A 21,036-nucleotide genomic window follows, 5' to 3' on the forward strand; every position below is an offset into this window, starting at 1 on the left:
GGTGTCAAAAATGGATTATCAACTTAATTTAGACTGGCCTGAGTTTATGGCGAAATACTGGCAGAAAAAGCCAGTTATTTTGAAAAATGCGTTTCCTAATTTTGTCGATCCGATTACGCCGGATGAATTAGCCGGTCTTGCTATGGAAGCAGAGGTGGATAGCCGACTGGTCAGCCACACCAATGGTCAATGGCAGGCTGCGAACGGGCCTTTCGAACACTTTGACGACCTGGGTGAAACGGGCTGGTCCCTGCTGGCACAAGCCGTTAACCACTGGCATGCGCCGTCTGCTGAACTGGTACGCCCGTTCCGCGTGTTACCTGACTGGCGCCTGGACGATCTGATGATCTCCTTCTCCGTACCGGGTGGTGGCGTTGGCCCGCATATCGATCAATATGATGTGTTTATTATTCAGGGCATGGGCAGCCGTCGCTGGCGTGTCGGTGACAAACTGCCAATGCGTCAGTTCTGTCCACATCCAGCATTGCTGCACGTTGACCCATTTGAACCGATCATTGATGAAGATCTGGAACCTGGCGACATTCTCTATATTCCGCCTGGTTTCCCGCACGATGGCTTCACCCATGAAACTGCACTCAACTACTCCGTGGGTTTCCGTGGGCCAAATGGCCGCGATCTGATCAGCAGCTTTGCCGACTACGCGCTGGAAAACGATTTGGGTGGCGAGCATTACAGCGACCCTGATTTAACCTGCCGTGAGCATCCGGTCAAAGTTGAAGGCTATGAGCTAAATCGCCTGCGCGACATGATGATGGACGTCATCAACCAGCCGGAAGATTTCAAGCAGTGGTTTGGCCGCTTTATCACCACTCCACGCCATGAACTGGACGTTGCGCCAGCAGAACCGCCATATCAGCAAGATGAAATCCTCGATGCATTACAAGGAGGTGAAAGCCTGACGCGTTTGAGCGGATTACGCGTGCTGAACGTGGATGGAAAGTTCTTCGTCAATAGCGAACCGATGGAAGCGCCGGTTCCACAAGCCGCTGACGCGCTGTGCCGTTACACCACGCTGAGCCAAACTGAACTGGGTGACGCATTGCAGAACCCGGAATTTGTTAGTGTTTTGACTGAACTGGTTAACCAGGGTTACTGGTACTTCGACGACTAACACATTTAATGTCAGCCGTCGCTACGCTAATCCGCCCTACGTTATCTTTTCGTAGGGCGGATTAACGCAAGAAACATTCCCCATTTCCCCTCAATGTACTCATAAAACACTTTTAGTTGCGCTCCGTAACTAAAAATCCCACAGAGTCTTTGCCACTGACTACAGTTATACGGGGGCTTCCCGGGAAGACTTTGGGGATAACATGGCGCTTTATACTATCGGTGAAGTGGCTCTGCTTTGTGATATCAATCCCGTAACGTTGCGGGCGTGGCAACGCCGTTACGGGCTACTGAAACCTCAGCGCACGGATGGCGGTCATCGATTATTTGACGATGCCGACATCGAGCGCATTCGCGAAATCAAACACTGGATAGAGAACGGCGTTCAGGTCAGCAAAGTGAAAGCCTTGTTGAGCGGTGAACTTCAGGATCTGGAAAGCGGCTGGCGTGAACGTCAGGAACAATTGCTTCAGCAATTACAAAGCGGCAGCCCGAACCGGTTACGCAGCTGGATTGCCGACATTGGCCGCGACTACCCAGCAGAAATTCTCGTCAACCAGCTCTACATCCCTCTGCGTCGTCGCCTGCAATGCCATCAAGTCACCCTTAACACCCTACTCAGCCTGCTGGATGGCGCGCTGATCAATTACATTGCGCTGTGTCTGGCATCGGCCCGCAAGCGCAGTGGTAAAGATGCGTTATTGGTCGGATGGGATACGCCTGACACCACTCGTTTATGGATGGCGGCATGGATGGCAATACAGCAGGGTTGGCGTATTGATGTATTGGCACATCCACTGCATCAGCTGCGCCCCGAGCTTTTCGCTCAACAAACGTTATTAGTGTGGTGTGGCGATACGCCGACCCATAACCAGCTCGACCAACTGGAACTCTGGCGCTGTGCAGGGTTACAAATCTTCCCACTGATGAGCAATGGGCAATCGACTCAACGCGCATAAGACAAACTTAATAGTTCATTAACAACCCAGCTTCGTCTTATAATCGCCCCTGTAACATTTGGAGCGAACTGAATATGAAATTAAGTAAAATTGCCCTGGTGGGCGGTATGCTGGTCATGGCTATCGGCGGGATTGGCGGCGTAATGCTGGTTGGCTATATCGTCATCCTTCATGGCGCGTGATGTAACGTAACAGGCGCTCAAACAGGCGGTCGATCACCACTGCCGCCAGCGCGACCAGCAAAGCCCCTTGAATCACATAGGCGGTGTTAAAGCCGCTCAGCCCGATGATTATCGGCGAACCCAGGGTACTGGCACCGACGGTTGAGGCAATCGCTGCGGTACCGATATTAATGATTACCGAGGTGCGGACCCCCGCCAGAATCACCGGCGCGGCGAGAGGAAATTCTACTTTTCGCAGCATTTGCCAGCGGCTCATCCCGGCCCCCAACGCAATCTCTTTTGTCGATTCTGGCACCGCCCCCATTCCGGCCAACGTCCCCTGCAAAATCGGCAGCAGTCCGTACAGCACCAGCGCAATGATCGCAGGCTGTTGACCAAATCCCATCACCGGAACGGCAATCGCCAACACCGCGACGGGCGGAAAAGTTTGCCCAGCCGCCGCGATAGTCTCAACCAGTGAGCGAAATTCAAGCCCTGCCGGTCGAGTGACTGCAATTCCCAGCCCTACCCCAATCACAATGGCGACCAGACTGGAAATCCCCACCAGCATGAAGTGCTTTAGCGCCAGCGCCACAAAACTGTCTTGCTGATACAACGGCCTTTCAAGATCCGGGAAAAGCCAACTGAACAAGGGGCTGCTGTAGGGCATTGCGACTAACAGCCCGATAAATAGCGCAATGAGCCATAACAAGGGATCACGGAGCAGACGCATTTTCACCTCGCATTTTTTCACCCTGAACCAGATCGCTAAAATGCAAAACACCGGAAGGTTCGCCATGCTGATTCACCACCGGTAACTGCTCGCACTGGCGGAAGACAAATAACGATAACGCCTCGCGTAGACTTAATGTTTCACTGATCGGTTCGCCCGCCATTCGCTCCTCGACTCGCACGCGATCGGCGACCTGGCGAAGTGACAATAGCCGCACGCCAAGCTCGCTGCGACCAAAGAAATCACGCACGAAATCTGTCGCCGGGCGCGTTAATAGATCCAGCGGCGTGCCTTGCTGAATCACCTGCCCGCTATCCATCAGTACAATTCGGTCGGCGAGCGTCAGTGCTTCATCGATGTCATGCGTAACCAACACAATCGTGCGCCCAAGAAGTTGATGGATGCGGATAATCTCTTGTTGCAGCGCGCCGCGTGTCACCGGGTCAAGCGCACCAAAAGGCTCATCCATCAGCAACACTTCCGGATCGGCTGCCAGCGCACGCGCCACGCCGACTCGTTGCTGTTGCCCACCTGAAAGTTGATGCGGATAGCGGTCGCGAAATTGCGCCGCCTCAAGCCCGAGCAGATGCAGTAACTCGTCAATTCGCGCACTGACTCGCGCTTTCGGCCATTTCAGCAATTGCGGTACGGTGGCGATATTCTGGGCCACGCTCCAGTGAGGAAACAGGCCGATAGACTGAATCGCATACCCCATGCGGCGGCGCAGGACTTTCGCGTCAAAGTTGCGGATCTCTTCTCCGGCAAAACGAATACGCCCGCTATCGTGTTCGACCAGGCGATTTATCATTTTCAGCGTGGTGGATTTTCCGGAGCCAGAGGTGCCAATAAGCACCGTGAACTCCCCTTCCTTGATATTCAGCGACAAGTTACTGACGGCCGCCTTGCCCTGGAAGGACTTGCTGACATTCTCAAATTCAATCATGGCTGTTTTTCCTCAAGTAATGAGATAAACAGTTTAAAAAATGCGTCCAGAATCACTGCCAGCGCGATCACCGGGATCACGCCGAGCAACACCAGGTCGAGCGCGCTACTGAGTAATCCCTGGAAGATAATCGCCCCGAAACCGCCCGCACCAATCAGGGCTGCGATAACCGTCATACCAATGGTTTGTACGCACACGACGCGCAGGCTGCGTAATAAAACCGGCAGCGCGAGCGGCACTTCAGCCTGCCAGAACACCTGCCAACGCGACATCCCCATGCCTTCAGCGCTTTCAATGATATTGCGCGGAACTTGCTGCAACCCTGACACCACGCCGCGTACCAACGGCAACAGCGCGTACAGCACTAGCGCAATTAACGCAGGCGCGACGCCAATCCCACTCACGCCCAGGGAGCCTAACCATGGAGCCAGCTTGACCAGTCCCGCCAGCGGTGCGATTAACAAACCGAACAGCGCCACCGAAGGCACCGTTTGAATCACATTGAGCACCGAAAATACAGATGATTGCCAGCCTGGGCGGTTGTAACACAGTACGCCCAACGGTACGCCAATCGACAATGCGGGCAATAACGTTCCTAATAGCAGAGCCAGATGGCGAGACAGTGAGTCATCAAACACGTCCTGACGATTGGCGTACTCTTTTAGCAACGAGAGTGAATCAAAATACCCGCTCACCAGCAGCGCCACCGGCACAATCCAGATTTGCAGATTCAGTAGCAAGCGCCAGAGAGCTTTAGGCGTCAGGCGGCTGATAGCATCGGCGCACAGTAACAAGCAGAGCGTTAATGAAAGCCACAGCCCGCTACCTGGAGAGGTGCGTGCAAGCGTGCTGCCATGCGCGGCGAATTGCGATGCGGTACGCCCCATCACCAACAAGATGGCAATAAACAACAGCTCGCCCACCAGCAACGTCGACACCAGGGAGGTTGGCCGACACGGAAAGAGAGTAAGACATGCCAGAATGAAAACCGGAATGGAAAGAATCAACCAGGCATGGGCGGGGAGTTGGTTAAGCGCAATAGATTCCCCGGAAACCAGGCGGTTGGGTGCAAAATTAATAAACGGCAGTACCGCGCCCGCCACCACCAGTAAAATCACCAGCAGCAGCAGGACGCGATTATGAATCTTTAGCAAACGCACATCCTGTCTATTTAACGAAACCTTTCTGTTTCAGGTAATCAGCAGCCACTTTCTTCGCATCCAGGCCTTCCACCGCAATGCTGGCATTGAGCTGTTGCAGCGTTTTCTCATCAAGCGAGGCAAAAACAGGTTTTAACCATTCGCCCATTTCCGGATACGCTTTCAGCACACTTTCACGTACCACAGGCGTTGGGGCATAAATGGGCTGCACGCCTTTTGGGTCGCTCAGGGTTTGCAAACCGAGCGCGGCCACAGGTCCATCGGTGCCATAAGCCATGGCTGCATTAACACCCGAAGTTTGCTGCGCGGCAGCTTTAATGGTTACGGCAGTATCGCCCCCGGCCAGTGACAGCAATTGCGGCTGTTCGAGTTTAAAACCATAAGCTTTTTCAAAGGCAGGAAGTGCGTCGGAGCGTTCGATAAATTCAGCGGACGCCGCAAGTTTGAATTCACCGCCCTTTTTCAGATAAGCGCCGAGATCGTCAAGCGAGGTAAGTTTGTTTTTCTCAGCCAGGTCTTTGCGAACGGCGATCGTCCAGGTATTGTTCGCCGGAGCAGGGGTTAACCACACCAGATGATTTTTCTCAGCATCCAGTTTTTTGACTTTCTCATAGCCAAGTTGAGCGTTTTTCCAGGCAGGATCGTTTTCATCTTTAAAGAAAAATGCCCCGTTGCCGGTATATTCCGGGTAGATATCCAGTTCACCCGCAGTAATGGCTCCGCGCACAACCGGAGTGGTCCCTAACTGGACTTTATTAACGGTTTTGACGCCGTGACTATCGAGCACCTGCAAAATAATATTACCGAGCAATGAACCTTCGGTATCGATTTTAGAACCCACTTTCACGGGTTCTGCTGCCTGCACTCCTGCGGCCAACAACACTAATCCCGCCACACCCCAACGCGCTGATAAATTCATTGTGCTTCCTCGCTGTTGTTCTCTCTTAAAAATCATGGAGTCGCAAAAGTTTAGCCGAAAATTAAATGGTTGTGGGTGCATGGGGGCAGAATAAGAAAAGGGCCGGTAAGCCGGCCCTTTATTTGGGAAGATGATCGGAGAGAATTACTTGAGTTCAAACTCGCCCTGTTTCACACGAGCCGAATCCAGCCCAATAAACACATTGAATTTGCCTGGTTCAGCAACATGCTTCATCTGCGCGTTCCAGAACTTCAGTGCTTCAACGTCAATCGGGAAACTTACCGTCTGAGTTTCACCCGGTTTCAGCGACACTTTCTTAAAGCCTTTCAGCTCTTTGACCGGGCGGCTCATTGAAGCGGTGACATCTCGCAGATACATCTGCACAACGGTTTCACCCTCGCGGTCGCCGGTGTTTTTCACTTCAACACTCGCTTCCACTTTGCCGTCAGCATTCATCGAAGGCGCAGACATTTTCACATCAGAAACGGTGAATGTGGTGTAGCTCAGGCCATAACCGAATGGGAACAGCGGGCCGTTAGCTTCGTCGAAGTAACGGGAAGTGTATTTGTTCGGTTTTTCCGGATTGTACGGACGCCCGGTATTTAAGTGGCTGTAGTACGTTGGGATCTGCCCAACAGAACGCGGGAAGGACATCGGCAATTTGCCTGACGGGTTGTAATCGCCAAACAAGATATCAGCAACAGCGTTACCGCCTTCGGTGCCGCTATACCAGGCTTCCAGCAGTGCATCAGCCTGTTGATTTTCTTTGACCAGAGCCAGCGGGCGACCATTCATTAATACCAGAACTAACGGTTTGCCGGTCGCTTTCAACGCGGCAATTAAATCGCGCTGGCTTTGCGGCAGAACGAGGTCGGTACGGCTGGAGGCTTCGTGCGCCATACCTTGCGCCTCGCCCACTACGGCAACCACCACATCAGCTGATTTCGCGGTGTTGACGGCTTCATCAATCATCGCTTTGGCAGAACGAGTGTCAACACTCACCGCCGGCTCGTACTGGTTCAGGAATGCCACAATGTCTTTTTCATCGGTGACGTTAGCGCCTTTGGCGACCACAATTTTAGCGTTGTCACCCACCGCATTTTTGATGCCCTGCAACACGGTAATGGTTTGATCGGCCACACCCGCAGCAGACCAGCTTCCCATCATGTCGCGTTTGCTATCGGCCAGCGGCCCCACCACGGCAATAGTGCCCGATTTTTTCAGCGGCAAGGTTTGCAGGCGGTTTTTCAGCAGAACCATACTTTCGCGTGCCACTTCACGAGCTTCTTTACGATGCAGGCGGCTTTCAGCGTTAGTATCTTCCGGGTCAGACTCTTTCGGCCCTAAGTGGCTGTAGGGATCATTAAACAGACCCATATCATATTTCACGTTCAGCACGTGACGCGTTGCGTCATCGAGTTCCGCCATCGGCACCGCGCCACTTTTCACAAGCTCAGGCAAGTATTTGCTGTAGTACTCATCGCTCATACTCATGTTGATGCCGGAATTCAGTGCGACACGCACCGCATCTTTCGGATCACTCGCCACACCGTGTTTGATCAGTTCTTTGATTGCACCGTGGTCAGAAATGGTGATGCCTTTGAATTTCCACTCATCGCGCAGCAAATCTTTGAGCAACCAGGTATCCGACGATGCCGGTGTACCGTTCAGCGAGTTCAGCGCCACCATTACGCCACCGCTACCCGCATCAAGCGCGGCTTTGTATGGCGGCATATAGTCGTTGAACAAGCGTTGGGTGCTCATATCCACGGTGTTGTACTCTTTGCCACCTTCGACTGCGCCATAGGCTGCGAAGTGTTTGACGCTGGTCATCACCGAGTAGCGTTCTGCCGGGCTTTTGCCTTGCATCGCTTCCACCATGGTGCGTCCCATGATTGAAGTCAGATAAGTATCTTCACCAAATCCTTCAGACACACGGCCCCAGCGCGGGTCGCGGGAAACGTCAACCATCGGCGCCCACGTCATGTTCAGGCCATCGTCTGCGGCTTCATAAGCAGAAACGCGCCCTACCGTTTTCACGGCATCCAGATTAAAGGATGAGGCTAAACCCAGGCTTATCGGGAACACGGTACGTTGACCATGCACCACATCGTAGGCGAAGAATAATGGAATGTGCAGACGGCTCAGGCTCATCACCTGGTCTTGCATGGCACGGATATCGTGGCGGGTTACAGTGTTGAAAATCGCCCCAACCTGCCCGTCTTTGATCATCTCGCGAATGGCTTCTTTCGGGTTATCCGGCCCGACGCTGATTAACCGCAGTTGACCGATTTTCTCGTCAGTAGTCATTTGTTTCAGCAAATCGGTGACGAAGGCGTCACGTGCTTCTGGCGTTAACGGGTGCGGGCCAAACATTTCAGACGCTACCGCAGGTTGCAGCGCAAGGCTAACTGCGAAACTTACAGAACAGAGCCATTTCATCGACATTACTCTCTTGCTCAAGCCGCCACCCAGGGCAGCACGAAGTGTTAAGAGGTGCAGTGTGCCACAACGTCATGTCGGTAAGAAGAGCGAGCCTGATGTTATATGCTGATTTTTCGAGCGTTTCGGAAGATTCATTATCCATTTTCAGGCTATGCTTGAAGACTTCACTATTTTCACAAGGAGTGGATAGATGTCTAACCCGTTTATTAATGAGCTAAGCCGCCTGGTGGGCAGTCAACATGTGCTAACCGATGCGGCAAAAACGGCGCGTTATCGTAAAGGTTTCCGCTCCGGCCAGGGCGATGCGCTGGCGGTCGTTTTCCCCGGAACTTTGCTTGAGTTATGGCGAGTACTGAGCGCGTGTGTCAGCACCGACAAAATCATTCTGATGCAGGCGGCTAATACCGGTTTGACCGAAGGCTCAACCCCAAATGGCAACGATTACGATCGTGAAATTGTCATCATCAGCACACTGCGTCTGGATAAATTACAGTTGTTGGATGGCGGAAAGCAGGTTCTCGCGTTTCCCGGCAGCACACTCTATCAACTGGAAAAAGCGCTTAAACCCCTTGGACGTGAGCCGCACTCCGTTATCGGTTCGTCTTGTATTGGGGCTTCGGTCATTGGCGGGATTTGTAATAACTCCGGCGGCTCCCTGGTAAAACGTGGGCCAGCCTATACAGAGATGGCGCTGTATGCGCGTATTGATGAGCAAGGCAAATTAACCCTGGTGAACCATCTGGGAATCGACCTCGGAGCCACACCGGAGCAAATTCTCGGCAAGCTCGATGACGAGCGAGTGAAGCCAGAAAATGTGCTACACGACCAACGCCAAGCATCTGATAAAGACTATGCAGAGCGCGTGCGCAACGTTGATGCGGACACGCCATCACGCTTTAATGCTGATCCAAGCCGCCTTTTTGAAGCCTCTGGCTGTGCCGGAAAACTCGCCGTCTTTGCTGTACGCCTCGACACCTTTGTTGCCGAAAAGCAAAACGAAGTGTTTTACATCGGCACCAACAAACCTGAAGTACTGACCGAAATCCGTCGCCATATCCTGGCAAATTTTGAAAACCTGCCCGTCGCGGGCGAATACATGCACCGGGATATTTACGATATTGCCGAGGTGTATGGCAAAGACACGTTCATGATGATCGATAAACTCGGTACCGACAAACTGCCGATGTTCTTCACCCTGAAAGGCCGTACGGATGCGTGGCTTGAAAAAGTCCCGTTCGTTAAGCCTCACTTCACCGATCGTGTTTTACAGCGCCTGAGTCGCTGGACTCCGGGCCATTTACCGCCGCGTATGAAAGAGTGGCGTGGAAAATACGAACATCATCTGTTGTTGAAGATGTCCGGTGAAGGGATTGCCGAAGCACGCAACTGGCTGGAAAGTTATTTCCAGCAGGCGGAAGGTGGCTTTTTCGTCTGTACGCCAACGGAAGGGGCGAAGGCATTTTTACACCGCTTCGCCGCAGCGGGTGCCGCGATACGTTATCACGCGGTACATGCTAACGAAGTCGAAGATATCCTGGCGTTGGATATCGCTCTGCGTCGTAACGACCAGGAATGGTTTGAGCATTTACCGCCGGAAATCAGCAGCCAGATAAGCCATAGCCTGTATTACGGCCACTTCATGTGCCATGTCTTCCATCAGGATTACATTGTGAAAAAAGGGGTTGATGTCCATGCGTTGAAAGAGCAGATGCTCGAGCTGCTTCGCGCGCGCGGAGCACAGTATCCGGCTGAACATAACGTCGGGCATTTGTATGAAGCGCCAGACAGCTTAAAGCAGTTTTATCAGGCCAATGACCCGACTAACAGCATGAACCCAGGCATTGGTAAAACCACCAAGCATAAATGGTGGGAGGAAAAGGACTGCAACCACACGCATCACCACGGTCCTCATTAAGTTATGCCGCCAAATAACAGGATTGAGTTGTTGCTCGCTTGTTTTTTGTACTAGATTAAGATGCGACCAAAGTGGTGTGACCACATGCCACTTTACTATCCTGCGTACAGGAGCCAGAGATGTCAGTGCTCGAAACCGTGCCGAGTGTACGATTACACGTTCGTGATGCCACCGCCGACGACATTCCCGCCATCGCTGCCATTTATGAATGGCACGTCCTGCATGGCCGCAGTTCTTTCGAGGAAGTCCCGCCCACACTTACTCAAATGGCCGAACGCCTGACTGCGGTTCATGCCCAGCAACTTCCTTGGCTGGTCGCGGTGTACAGCGGAATTGTGGTGGGTTTTAGCTATGCGACGGCCTATCGCTCACGTTCGGCGTACCGTTTTACCGTTGAAGACTCGGTTTATATTGACGCCAGTATGACGGGAAAAGGTGTAGGGCGAGAGCTATTAAGCACGCTGATTACTCGCTGCGAACAGGGCCCGTGGCGGCAAATGGTGGCGGTGATTGGCGATGGTGAGAACAATTCAGGTTCGTGTCGTCTGCACAAACAGCTCGGTTTCGAAGTGGCTGGGCAACTTCGCAATGTGGGATTCAAGCTGGGTGGCTGGCGAGATACCTTGATTATGCAGCGCCCGCTCAATGATGGAGACAGGACGCTGCCGTAATACCCTTCATACTTCAAGTTGCAGGGTATTTATCGCTAGTCGTCTATTGCATTGCCCTGATGACTGTTATTCGCCATCTGTGCAGATTTTTGCTTTTTATACGCCAGAGCCGATGAAGGAACAGGCGTCACCTTGCCCGTCTCCATCCAGTTACGTAAACGGTTTGCATCGGCAAAGTGGGTATATTTTCCGAAGGCATCCAGCACCACCAGCGCCACCGGACGGTTGTTAATCATGGTGCGCATGACCAGGCAGTGACCAGCGTTGTTAGTGAATCCCGTTTTGGTGAGCTGAATATCCCATTTGTTGTTATAAACCAAATGGTTGGTATTGCGGAACGGCAGCGTATAAGCCGGATTAGCAAAGGTCGCCATATCTTCTTTCGTCGTGCTCAACTGGCCAAGCAGCGGATATTGCCGGGAAGCAATCAGCAGTTTCGATAAGTCACGCGCGGTGGAAACGTTTTGAATCGACAACCCGGTTGGTTCAACGTAACGGGTGTGTGTCATGCCCAGGGATTTGGCTTTCGCATTCATTGCGCGAATAAATGCGTTATACCCACCTGGATAATGATGGGCCAGACTCGCCGCCGCACGGTTTTCTGACGACATTAACGCCAGCAACATCATGTCTTTACGGTTAATTTTACTGTTCAAACGTACGCGCGAATAAACACCTTTCATTTCCGGTGTCTGGCTGATGTCGACACTCAGCATTTCATCCATCGGCAGGTTCGCATCCAGAACCACCATCGCTGTCATCAATTTGGTTATTGAGGCAATGGGGCGCACCAGATCGGGATGGCTGGAATACAAAATTTTATTGGTTTGCAGATCGACGATCATGGCACTGCCGGAAGCGATTTCTTGCCCGGCACTAACCTGTTGTACAGTGGCTTTTGTCGCAGCCTGAGAAGCGAATGGAACGGCAATCATCAGCGCGAGGCTGAGCAACGAGAGACGAATTTTTGTCGGCATGGTGACACTTCTGTAATGATTCAGGTTACTCATCATCTTTCCAGTTGCAGATGCGTTGGCTTGCCGCCTTCCTGCCACTGGAAATCCATTGAATATATGTATGTGTCCATCGAATCTGTTCACAGCACGTATGAATAGAGCGAGGCGCCAGCATAATACTCTGACGCCCCGGAGAACTACCACAATTGAATCGTAATTGTTTTATACCCTTCAAAACAGCCGGTATCCATAACCCCACAAAATGACACTCATGGCTAAAAGCACTTCAAGAACCAGTACACCAATGGCGAGCGTGGAGCTTGAAAAGCTCATCCCCTCTTCTTTATTGATACCCAGGAACTCAGGCACACCGACGTACAGCAAATAGCCGGTGTAAATCAGCGCAATAGCACCAACCAAAACACATAACCACACCAGTGGATACAGTGCCACAAGGCCGCTTAGAAACAGCGGAGTCGCAACATATCCGGCAAACACCATGCAACGCGCCAACGACGGACGATGAGGATAGTTACGAGCCATCCACCAAATGACACGTCCCATCACGGCGACACCAGCCAACATCAGTGCATAAAACAGTACGCCTAAATAGAATCCGGTAAACATCGACAATTTAACGAAGGTACCATCACCAAAATTCCAGCCAATTTGGGTTGTGCCAATAAACGCACAGATAACCGGAATGGCCGCCATGATTAACACATGGTGCGTGTAGTGATGTGTTACCGTTTCGTTCTCGCGTTTTATGTTCTGCATTTCACGATTAGGATGGGAAAAAAGCCCCCAGACATGACTCATAACGCCTCCTGAGATGCCAAAAAAAATCGATTAAGCACAGATAAAGTATAATGCACAACGGCTGGATTGTTTTTTAATCAGTTATAAATTGGAGCGACCAGATTCACTATGGATATCAATAATCTCATCGCGCATTACGGTTATGCCGCTCTGATTCTGGGCAGCATGGCTGAAGGGGAAACGGTGACGCTGTTGGGTGGCATTGCTGCGCACCAGGGGTTGCTGAAGTATCCGCTGGTAGTGCTGTCTGTCGCACTGGGCGGTATGATTGGCGACCAACTGCTGTACCTGATTGGCAGACGTTTTCGCGGCTCCATTCCAGAACGTTTTAATAAGCACAAAAAGAAAATCACCAAAGCCCAGGATCTGATCAACCGCCATCCCTATTGGTTTGTCATTGGCTCGCGCTTTATGTACGGCTTTCGGGTGATAAGCCCCATCTTGATTGGCGCCAGTCACCTGCCTCCCAAAATCTTTCTCCCCCTCAACATTGTAGGCGCACTACTTTGGGCAACCATTTTCACCACTCTGGGGTATTTGGGCGGCGAAGTTGTTGGCCCATGGCTACATAACCTGGACCAACATATTAAGCACTGGATTTGGCTGGTAGGCGTGGTTGCGGTGGTGTGGCTGGTGCGGTACTGGTTTAAACGCCGGGAGAGCGATAAATAAGCTTACCCTTTCGGTTTAAAATGAGGGTTGGCAAACATAAAACCGCCGTCGACGATAAACGATTGTCCGGTGGTATAGCTGGCGCTGTCAGAACACAACCATGCGACAAGGCTCGCAATTTCTTCAGTTTCCCCCGCCCGACCTAAGGGGATCTCAGGGATTCTGCTTTTGCTTCCGTCACCTTCACTCATGTTATTCATCGGCGTGGCAATGGCTCCAGGCGCGACGGCATTAACCAGAATTTTATGCTGTACCAACTCCATCGCCATTGATTTGGTTAACCCGCCCAACGCATGTTTCGCTGCGGTGTAGGCGCACGCTTCAGGCAGCGGGGTGTGCTCGTGAACCGACGTGATATTGACAATTCTGCCGCCATTACCCTGGGCAATCATGGCGCGCGCCACCTTCTGCGAACAGATAAATGCGCCATCAACATCCACGGTGAACAGCTCACGCCACTCCTCCAGCGTGACATCCAGGAAAGGATTTTTGCTCATTGCCCCGGCGTTATTCACCAGCGCGTCCACGCGCCCGAAACGGCAAATCAATTCATCAATCCCCGCCGCACCGTCTGGAAGATGGGCTAAATCGAGTTGCACTGTCTCAGCACGACGACCAAAACCGCCGACTAATCGTGCCGTTTCTTGTGCCCCCTGCTCATCCGAATGCCAGGTGATGCCGATATCGAACCCCTGCTGGGCCAATATCAGCGCACATTTTTTGCCAATACCCGAATCCGACGCCGTGACGATAGCCACTTTGTGAGCCGTTCTCATCCCCCACCTCCCCTTCATACTTCGAGCTGCATCTTTGTTGGCTTTCCTCGCTCACCCCAGTCACTTACTCGAGTAAGCTCCAGGGCTTCGCTGTGTCGCCGCCTCAATGCATCTCGAATTATTTTGGGGAGAACTATTAAACTGCATCTAATTATAGGAGGTGGCGAGAATCCCGTACGTTACGCTTTACCGGCCTGATAACCGCCGCCTAATGCGGAGATTAACTGCACATCGGCGTTAAGCCATTGGCCGTGAAGCTGGATGGCGCGCGCCTGTTCTGACAAATCCGGCAATGTCGCCGCACTCATCCGCGCACCGGAAATAATTCCTGCATGGTACTTTGCCTGCGCCAGGGCTTTGAGCTTTTGCGTACCCTGCATGATGGTAAGTTGATGCTCGTTTTCCGCCGCAACCGCATTCAGTTGACTGGCCGCTTTCTCGACATCGTTAACCGCGCCAACCACCGCCTTGTTGTAGCTGGCAATCGACAAGTTGCTTTGCGCACGCACGATATCGAGATTGGCGTTCAGGCGTCCGCTGTCAAAAATAGGTAACGTGAAGCCCCCGATGACGCCCATTTGCTGTGCTGAACCACGGAACAAATCGCTCAGATGTAACGCATCATTTTGCAGAAAGGCACTCAGGTTTACATCGGGATAAAAAGCCGCTTTGGCAGCGTCGACGCTGCTAAGAGAAGATTCGATGTACCAGTGTGCTTCCTGAAGATCAGGACGACGGGCCAGCAGTTCATAACCCATATGGTCTGGCGCACGGCTACTCACCTTAGGCAACGGCACAGGTTTAATCGTCGAGGCTGCATGCGCATCCCCGGTTATCGCTGCAAGCTGCGCTTTAGCGATGTTGATGCGTCCGTCGATATCATCAATCTGTTGCTGAGTTTTCACGAAATCGATATTGGATTCGACGTCGTCAGTCGACGAGTTAATCCCCTCGGCGTACAGACTGGTTTCGACATCAACGATTTTTTTCTGTGCCTCCAGCGTTTGTTGCTTCACATCTTTTAACGCCAACAGCGTTTGCATATCCCAATACAGGCGCACGACATTGGTAGAAATGACCTGTTTCGCCTGCGCAAGTTCGGCCTGTTTCGCTCGCATAACGCCGACTTTCGCTTCCACTTCTGCGCGATTCTTGCCCCACAAATCCAGATCCCAACTGGCTGTCAGTCCAAAATTACCGTTGGTGTAGTATGGCCCTGTGGTACCTGCCGCGGGATCAGTCAGAGCAAACGGCCCCATCACCCCTTCCTGGGACATTTTCTGGCGCTCGAGATTGGCTGAGAAATCCATTTGCGGGCCGTCGTTAGCTTCCTGCATCTGTGTTTGCGCTTGTGCAAGCTTGATACGCTGCTGCACCACAGCGAGATCCGGCGAATCTTTAAGCGAGCGCTCCACCAGACTGTCTATTTGGCTGTCGTGATAACCTCGCCACCAGTCGCTGCCCGGCCAGCCATGCGCCAGTTCCGGAGGAAGCTGGGTTTCGAGTTGTTGTGGAGGCGTTTTTTGTGCAAGAGGTGCATCGTCATTGTGCATGGGTGCGCAGCCGGATAAAGCCAGCATTATCGCAACGCCAGTCGCCGCGAGAGGGAAACGTGAGGAAGTCATAAATAACCATGGAGTATAAGAAAGCGCTCAGGTTACGCATTCAGGCACTGAAACTTTTAGGTATCAGTGGTAATACACCAATGGTTAATAAGGGATACAATTTGAAATTAGTTTCATTGAAAATTATAAGTCAGCTAAAAATAAGCGTCATAAGGTATTCATCCAATAATTACATCGCTCGTTTACGCTCAGCACTTGGCGTCACGCCAAACACTTTCTTATAGGAGGTCGTGAAATGGTTGCTGTTGGCAAAACCACACAAAAACGCCACTTCGGTAATCGTCATATCGGTTTCTTTGAGTTTGACGCGTGCCGACACCAGCCGCAGTCGTTTCAGGTAGTTTTCCGGCGTCAGACCCGTCACTTCTTTTATATGACGAGAAGTGGTGCGCTGAGTGAGATGGAACTGGTTTGCGAGGTGCTGCCAATCAATTTCGTTAAAACAGTTTTCTTGCAAATGGCTGAGTAATTTATGCAGTTTGTAGCGCGTATTGCTGTATTCCGCCTGCGATTGCGCATAAGTAATATGAGTCACTAAGGTAAAAAATAGCGACTCTTTTAATGCCTGATTGTCGGAACTCGAGAGCTCTTTGCGGAAAATTTCACTAATCAGCCGTTTGCACTGCGCTTTTGTTTCCGGCGTAAGCCAGCCGTAATTCGCCGCCCTGCTGCCAGTCATTCGGGTTAATAACCCTTCAATTCCGGTTAAAAAAACAAACTCCAGCTGCGGGTTAATTAAAATATTGATGAGCTTTAACGTGCCCAATTCATCGTAAAAATGAACATCGTTCTCGCAAATAAAAAACACATCACCCTGCTGGATAAAAATCGGCTTGCCATTAATGACATGCAGGCCGTGTCCTTCATCAACAATCACCAGTTCTTGAAAGCTGTGGCTATGCTCGCAATTATTGTCTTCCGGGTCGCTGGCATAGAGAGAAAGTTTGCAATGCTCATCGGGAAAGTACTGACTGATTTCTAGTTTATTCATCATGCCGTTCACTCAAACCCACCTGGCGAAAAAATAGAACACTCCAGCCCAAATAACGATCCCGATTTTGCAATTTGTGATCGCCCGCATCAGCACCCCACTCAAAATGCCAATTGCTGACCATTACTGGCAACCAGAGAAGAGATCGCCACAAGCGTTGCCCCCTAAACTCCGGTCATTCCTTCATCACAAAGGGCGCGGTATGTCACAAGCATTGCAGCAAAATGGTCACATTAAGATGGTTCGACATCCATACATGTTGTCCAAAGCGCAGGAACTCATTCCTGACCTCTGGCATCACGATATTCTCCCCCACGCGATTGTCAGCGCACAGCCTGACTCTCAGCAAATTCATGGTTGGCGGGCGAATGTGGTGAACACCCGGGATGAATTCTTTCAACACGATCTCGCTCAAGGTGAGCATGTCATTATTGATTTCGGCCAGCACTGCGTAGGCTATCTTGAGTTTGCCTGCGAAGCGGTCGGCAGCCCACCCGATGCCCCGGCACATTTGCAATTTATCTTTGGTGAAACGCTGCCGGAAGTGGTTGAGCCTTTTTCTGAATATAACGGCTGGCTGAGCAGCAGTTGGCTCCAGCAACAAGACTGTTATCTGGATGAATTACCGAACCGTACACGCCTGCCACGCCGTTACTGTTGCCGCTATTTGCGCATAAATGTGGTGGCATTATCGCGTAAATTCCAGTTGCGCTTTACCTCTCTAAAGCTGGATACCGTCACCTCGGCATCCCTTGCCAATCTTCCCGCTTACAACAGTGCTGACCACCCGTTAACCCGCATTGATGATGTGGCCGTTAAAACATTGAAAAACTGTATGCAGGTAGTCTTTGAAGACGGGCCAAAACGCGACCGCCGCCTGTGGCTCGGGGATTTACGTCTGCAAGCGTTGGTGAATGATGTCACGGTGAAAAATTATGCCCTGGTGAAACGCTGCCTGTATCTGTTTGCCGCCATGACACGGGAAGACGGTATGGTTTCGGCCAATATCTTTGTTAAACCACAGGTTATCGCCGACGATACTTTCCTGTTCGATTACGCGCTGTTTTTCGTCGATGTGCTGCAAGAATACGTCGCCGCCACCCACGATAACGCAACGCTTGCCGATCTCTGGCCGGTCGCCTGGCGGCAAATTGAACTGGCGATGGAGCGTGTCGCTGAAAACGGTATCGTGCGTGACAGCAACGACTGGTGGTCATTTATTGACTGGCATGAAGACCTTAACAAACAGGCTGCGTCACAAGGGGTACTGATCTATTGTCTGAACAAAGCGTTAGAGCTGGTACGGACTTATGACAGCAGCAAAGTCACCTGGCTTGAAGCACAAATTGCGACCTTGAAAAGTGCAGCACTGCGCGAACTTTGGGATCAAAAAAGTGGCTTTTTCGTCAGTGGGTCAGCGCGGCAAATTTCCTGCGCCTCGCAAGTCTGGATGGTACTGGCTGATATCGGCACGCCGGAAAGCCAGCGCCAATTACTGGCAAAACTCCAATCTCATCCCCCTGAAATCCAGATGAACACACCCTACATGATGCATCATTACGTCGCGGCGTTATTGCAGGTAAATGAAAGGGAGCAAGCCACTCAGGAAATCAAACGTTACTGGGGGGCGATGGTGGAACACGGAGCCGATACCTTCTGGGAGCTTTTCGACCCGCAGCGGCCCGATTTTTCCCCCTATGGCAGCAAACTTATCAACAGCTATTGCCACGCCTGGAGCTGTACACCCTCGTGGTTCATTAGAAAATACCAATTATAAAACAGCAATATAGAGAACAAAATTATGTCTACCTCAACGGTTTGGCGGCAACGCTTTGGCTACGGTATTGCGGATTTATCCTGCAATCTGGTCTGGCAAATGATCTCTTTGTACCTGATGTACTTTTATACCGATGTAATGGGATTACCCGCCTATTATGTTGGCCTGATGTTCCTGGTGGCGCGTCTGGTGGATGGCGTCGCGGATGTGTTGATGGGGTTAGTTATTGACAACACCAGCACCCGTTGGGGCCGCTGCCGGCCCTACTTACTGATCGGCGCTGCCCCTTTCGGTTTGCTGTGTGTCCTGGCGTTTTATGTACCCGATTTTGGTACCACTGGCCGGTTGATTTATGCCTTCATCACCTATTTATGTTTGTCGTTCCTCTACACCATCGTCAACATCCCGTTCTGCGCGATGCTGCCCTTCCTGACCAGTGAATCAAAAGAGCGCACTACGCTTTCGACGGTACGAATTTTGTTGGGATCGCTGGGTTCGACGATTGTCGCCGTTGCCACGTTGCCGTTGGTCAAAACATTGGGCCAGGGTAATCAAGAACACGGTTTTTTATATACCGCGATAGTGTTCGGCATGATTGCGACTTTCTTTTTGCTGGTCAGTTTTCGTAATGTCGAAGAGAAAATAAACATCACCTCAGAAAAGATGACGTTGAAACGTGCCTGGTTGAGCCTGCGCCACAACCCGCCGTGGTTTGTTTTTGCCGTGAATATCTTTCTGATGTGGGGGGCTTTTTTCTTCCAGACCGGCGCACTGGTTTACTTCTTTAATTACTACGTTGGAAATAGCGAATTAACGGCACTGGTGGCGGGTATCTCGACCTTCGTGCCGTTATTAGGCACGCTGACCGTACCGCTGCTGGCAAAGCGCATGAAAAAACGCCACGTTTATCTTGTTGCCTCAGCCATCAATCTTGCGGGTATGGCGGTAATGATATTTGCTGGCGTTAACGTGATGGCTCTGGTCGTGGGGGCGGTAATTTTGTCACTCGGTGCAGGGCAACGTACCGCAATTTATTTCTCAATGCAGGCCGACCCGGTAGATTATGGCGTCTGGAAAACGGGAATTAATACCGCCGGGATTTTAACCTCAATCAACGGTTTTTTGGGCAAAGTCGCGATGGCAGGCGCGGGAGCGATTACCGGGATCATGCTTTCCGCCAGCGGCTATGTGGCGAATCATGCGCAAAGTGTCGATGCCTTATTTGCCATTAAATCCTGTTATCTTTATATCCCTGCTGCGTTAATCGTCATATCCATGCTGTGGATAGGGAAGTTTTACCGCCTTGATGATGAATATGAAAAAATACGCGCTGATTTAGATGCTGCAAATGTACAGGAGTGCTAATGACACAAAATATCTATGATAACCCGGCTTTTTTTGAAGGTTACGCCACCCTTGACCGCTCAATTAAAGGATTGGATGGCGCACCAGAATGGGCGGCCATTCAGTCACTGTTACCTGAACTTCGCGGCAAGAAGATCGTTGATTTAGGCTGTGGCTATGGTTGGTTTTGCCGCTATGCGCGCGACCAGGGGGCGGCACAGGTTTTAGGTCTGGATGTCTCAGTAAAAATGCTGGAAAAGGCACGCGAGATGACCGCGGGCACCGGCATTGTTTATCGTCGTGAAGATCTCGAACGGTTAGATCTTGATGCACAAAGCGTTGATCTGTTTTACAGCTCACTGGCGCTGCATTATCTGGAAAATATAGACACATTATTTGCCACCCTTTACCAGTCTTTGGTTCCCGGGGCAGGTTAGTTTTTTCAGCGGAACATCCGATTTACACCGCGCCGCTGCAACAGGGATGGCTTGCCGATCAGTCCGGGCAAAAATCCTGGCCGGTTAATCATTATCAGCAAGAAGGCGAGCGCATCAGTAACTGGTTTGCTGACGGCGTGAAGAAGCAGCATCGCAAACTTTCGAGCTGGCTTAACGCGTTGATTGCCAGCGGCTTTATTATCGAAAAACTCGATGAATGGGGGCCGAGTGCAGAGCAAATTGCGCAAAACCCTGCGCTGGCTGAAGAAAAAGAACGCCCGATGATTTTCCTGCTTGCGGCGCGCAAACCGCTCATCTGATGACCTTCAATTTGTCTTAATTTCCATTCACGGGGAGGCATCTCCCCGTGCTTCCCGTCATCCTTGCCTATACTCTTAAACACTAGCCATTCACCAGGGAACCTCGATGAAAATTATTCTTTGGGCAGTTTTAATTATCTTTATTATTGGCTTACTGGTCGTGACAGGCGTGTTTAAGATGATTTTCTAATCACAAAAGGTGCCACTCCTGTGGCACCTTTTTGATTTTCCCTTCTGCACAATCACATTGAATTCACCTTCATTTTGCCCACATTACGCAGT

Annotated in this window: 19 protein-coding genes and 1 pseudogene; 10 read left to right on the plus strand and 10 right to left on the minus strand. The window is 51.4% G+C overall.

Annotation, left to right across the window (positions count from 1 at the left end):
* The first annotated feature begins 10 nt into the window (after positions 1 to 10).
* From RHD99_RS16985 to RHD99_RS16995, 3 genes are all read left to right on the plus strand, one after another.
* Positions 11 to 1,132: a ribosomal protein uL16 3-hydroxylase gene (locus tag RHD99_RS16985; protein ID WP_309875405.1), complete on the plus strand. Its 1,122-nt coding sequence runs from the start codon at positions 11 to 13 to the stop codon at positions 1,130 to 1,132.
* Between the two features lie 202 nt (positions 1,133 to 1,334).
* Positions 1,335 to 2,090, plus strand: a complete 756-nt coding sequence (locus tag RHD99_RS16990) for a MerR family transcriptional regulator (protein ID WP_309875407.1) — start codon at positions 1,335 to 1,337, stop codon at positions 2,088 to 2,090.
* 74 nt (positions 2,091 to 2,164) lie between these two features.
* The gene (locus RHD99_RS16995; protein WP_034494204.1) at positions 2,165 to 2,272 is read left to right on the plus strand and encodes a YohO family small membrane protein; all 108 of its coding nucleotides are present in this window, start codon (positions 2,165 to 2,167) and stop codon (positions 2,270 to 2,272) included.
* Here RHD99_RS16995 and RHD99_RS17000 read toward each other — a convergent pair.
* The 5 genes from RHD99_RS17000 to bglX all read right to left on the minus strand — a co-directional run bounded on the left by RHD99_RS17000 (position 2,253) and on the right by bglX (position 8,448).
* Complete coding sequence (locus tag RHD99_RS17000; protein WP_309875410.1) at positions 2,253 to 2,984, minus strand: ABC transporter permease; 732 nt, start codon at positions 2,982 to 2,984, stop codon at positions 2,253 to 2,255. The genes RHD99_RS16995 and RHD99_RS17000 overlap by 20 nt on opposite strands.
* Positions 2,968 to 3,927 carry an ABC transporter ATP-binding protein gene (locus RHD99_RS17005; protein WP_309875412.1) on the minus strand — a complete coding sequence of 320 codons (960 nt, stop codon included), beginning with the start codon at positions 3,925 to 3,927 and terminating at the stop codon, positions 2,968 to 2,970. The genes RHD99_RS17000 and RHD99_RS17005 overlap by 17 nt, the downstream gene beginning before the upstream one ends.
* A complete protein-coding gene (locus RHD99_RS17010) occupies positions 3,924 to 5,081 on the minus strand; it encodes an ABC transporter permease (RefSeq protein WP_309875413.1) in 1,158 nt (385 codons plus the stop codon). Before RHD99_RS17010 ends, RHD99_RS17005 begins: the two co-directional genes overlap by 4 nt.
* 13 nt (positions 5,082 to 5,094) lie before the next feature.
* Positions 5,095 to 6,006 (minus strand): glycine betaine ABC transporter substrate-binding protein OsmF, encoded by a 912-nt coding sequence (osmF, locus tag RHD99_RS17015; protein WP_309875415.1) that lies wholly within the window; start codon positions 6,004 to 6,006, stop codon positions 5,095 to 5,097.
* Between the two features lie 144 nt (positions 6,007 to 6,150).
* Complete coding sequence (gene bglX, locus RHD99_RS17020; protein ID WP_309879191.1) at positions 6,151 to 8,448, minus strand: beta-glucosidase BglX; 2,298 nt, start codon at positions 8,446 to 8,448, stop codon at positions 6,151 to 6,153.
* A 193-nt stretch (positions 8,449 to 8,641) separates the two neighbouring features.
* On the opposite strand from bglX, the gene dld reads away from it, so the two are divergent.
* Together dld and RHD99_RS17030 are read left to right on the plus strand one after the other, a co-directional pair.
* Positions 8,642 to 10,366 carry a D-lactate dehydrogenase gene (dld, locus tag RHD99_RS17025; RefSeq protein ID WP_183271011.1) on the plus strand — a complete coding sequence of 575 codons (1,725 nt, stop codon included), beginning with the start codon at positions 8,642 to 8,644 and terminating at the stop codon, positions 10,364 to 10,366.
* Positions 10,367 to 10,485: 119 nt separating this feature from the next.
* Positions 10,486 to 11,037 (plus strand): GNAT family N-acetyltransferase, encoded by a 552-nt coding sequence (locus RHD99_RS17030; RefSeq protein ID WP_309875417.1) that lies wholly within the window; start codon positions 10,486 to 10,488, stop codon positions 11,035 to 11,037.
* 35 nt (positions 11,038 to 11,072) lie between these two features.
* Here the strand turns inward: RHD99_RS17030 and pbpG are convergent, their stop codons facing one another.
* Both pbpG and RHD99_RS17040 read right to left on the minus strand, forming a co-directional pair.
* Positions 11,073 to 12,014, minus strand: a complete 942-nt coding sequence (gene pbpG, locus RHD99_RS17035) for a D-alanyl-D-alanine endopeptidase (RefSeq protein ID WP_309875419.1) — start codon at positions 12,012 to 12,014, stop codon at positions 11,073 to 11,075.
* A gap of 210 nt (positions 12,015 to 12,224) precedes the next feature.
* Positions 12,225 to 12,812: a Yip1 family protein gene (locus RHD99_RS17040; protein ID WP_183271014.1), complete on the minus strand. Its 588-nt coding sequence runs from the start codon at positions 12,810 to 12,812 to the stop codon at positions 12,225 to 12,227.
* 108 nt (positions 12,813 to 12,920) lie between these two features.
* Here RHD99_RS17040 and RHD99_RS17045 point away from each other — a divergent pair, with 108 nt between their 5' ends.
* Positions 12,921 to 13,484 (plus strand): DedA family protein, encoded by a 564-nt coding sequence (locus RHD99_RS17045; RefSeq protein WP_183271015.1) that lies wholly within the window; start codon positions 12,921 to 12,923, stop codon positions 13,482 to 13,484.
* Positions 13,485 to 13,486: 2 nt separating this feature from the next.
* On the opposite strand, the gene RHD99_RS17050 is transcribed toward RHD99_RS17045, so the two are convergent.
* From RHD99_RS17050 to RHD99_RS17060, 3 genes are all read right to left on the minus strand, one after another.
* The gene (locus tag RHD99_RS17050) at positions 13,487 to 14,260 is read right to left on the minus strand and encodes an SDR family oxidoreductase (RefSeq protein WP_309875423.1); all 774 of its coding nucleotides are present in this window, start codon (positions 14,258 to 14,260) and stop codon (positions 13,487 to 13,489) included.
* A 179-nt stretch (positions 14,261 to 14,439) separates the two neighbouring features.
* Positions 14,440 to 15,885, minus strand: coding sequence for a multidrug resistance outer membrane protein MdtQ (gene mdtQ, locus RHD99_RS17055; RefSeq protein WP_309875425.1), 1,446 nt, complete (start codon positions 15,883 to 15,885; stop codon positions 14,440 to 14,442).
* A gap of 169 nt (positions 15,886 to 16,054) precedes the next feature.
* Entirely contained in the window at positions 16,055 to 16,876 is an 822-nt protein-coding gene (locus tag RHD99_RS17060; RefSeq protein WP_309879193.1) for a helix-turn-helix domain-containing protein, read from the minus strand.
* Positions 16,877 to 17,078: 202 nt separating this feature from the next.
* Between RHD99_RS17060 and RHD99_RS17065 the strand changes: the two genes are divergently transcribed.
* The 4 genes and pseudogenes from RHD99_RS17065 (at position 17,079) to yohP (ending at position 20,944) form a co-directional block, all read left to right on the plus strand.
* The gene (locus RHD99_RS17065) at positions 17,079 to 18,653 is read left to right on the plus strand and encodes an alpha-L-rhamnosidase-related protein (RefSeq protein ID WP_309875427.1); all 1,575 of its coding nucleotides are present in this window, start codon (positions 17,079 to 17,081) and stop codon (positions 18,651 to 18,653) included.
* 24 nt (positions 18,654 to 18,677) lie between these two features.
* A complete protein-coding gene (locus RHD99_RS17070) occupies positions 18,678 to 20,018 on the plus strand; it encodes a glycoside-pentoside-hexuronide (GPH):cation symporter (RefSeq protein WP_309875429.1) in 1,341 nt (446 codons plus the stop codon).
* Positions 20,018 to 20,754 (plus strand): annotated as a pseudogene (locus RHD99_RS17075) (class I SAM-dependent methyltransferase). The gene RHD99_RS17070 and the pseudogene RHD99_RS17075 overlap by 1 nt, the downstream one beginning before the upstream one ends.
* A 106-nt stretch (positions 20,755 to 20,860) precedes the next feature.
* Entirely contained in the window at positions 20,861 to 20,944 is an 84-nt protein-coding gene (gene yohP, locus RHD99_RS17080) for a small membrane protein YohP (protein ID WP_072009412.1), read from the plus strand.
* The last annotated feature ends 92 nt before the right edge of the window (positions 20,945 to 21,036 follow it).

Origin of the sequence: Buttiauxella selenatireducens, from assembly GCF_031432975.1 — a bacterium.
In the GTDB taxonomy this organism is placed as follows: domain Bacteria; phylum Pseudomonadota; class Gammaproteobacteria; order Enterobacterales; family Enterobacteriaceae; genus Buttiauxella; species Buttiauxella selenatireducens.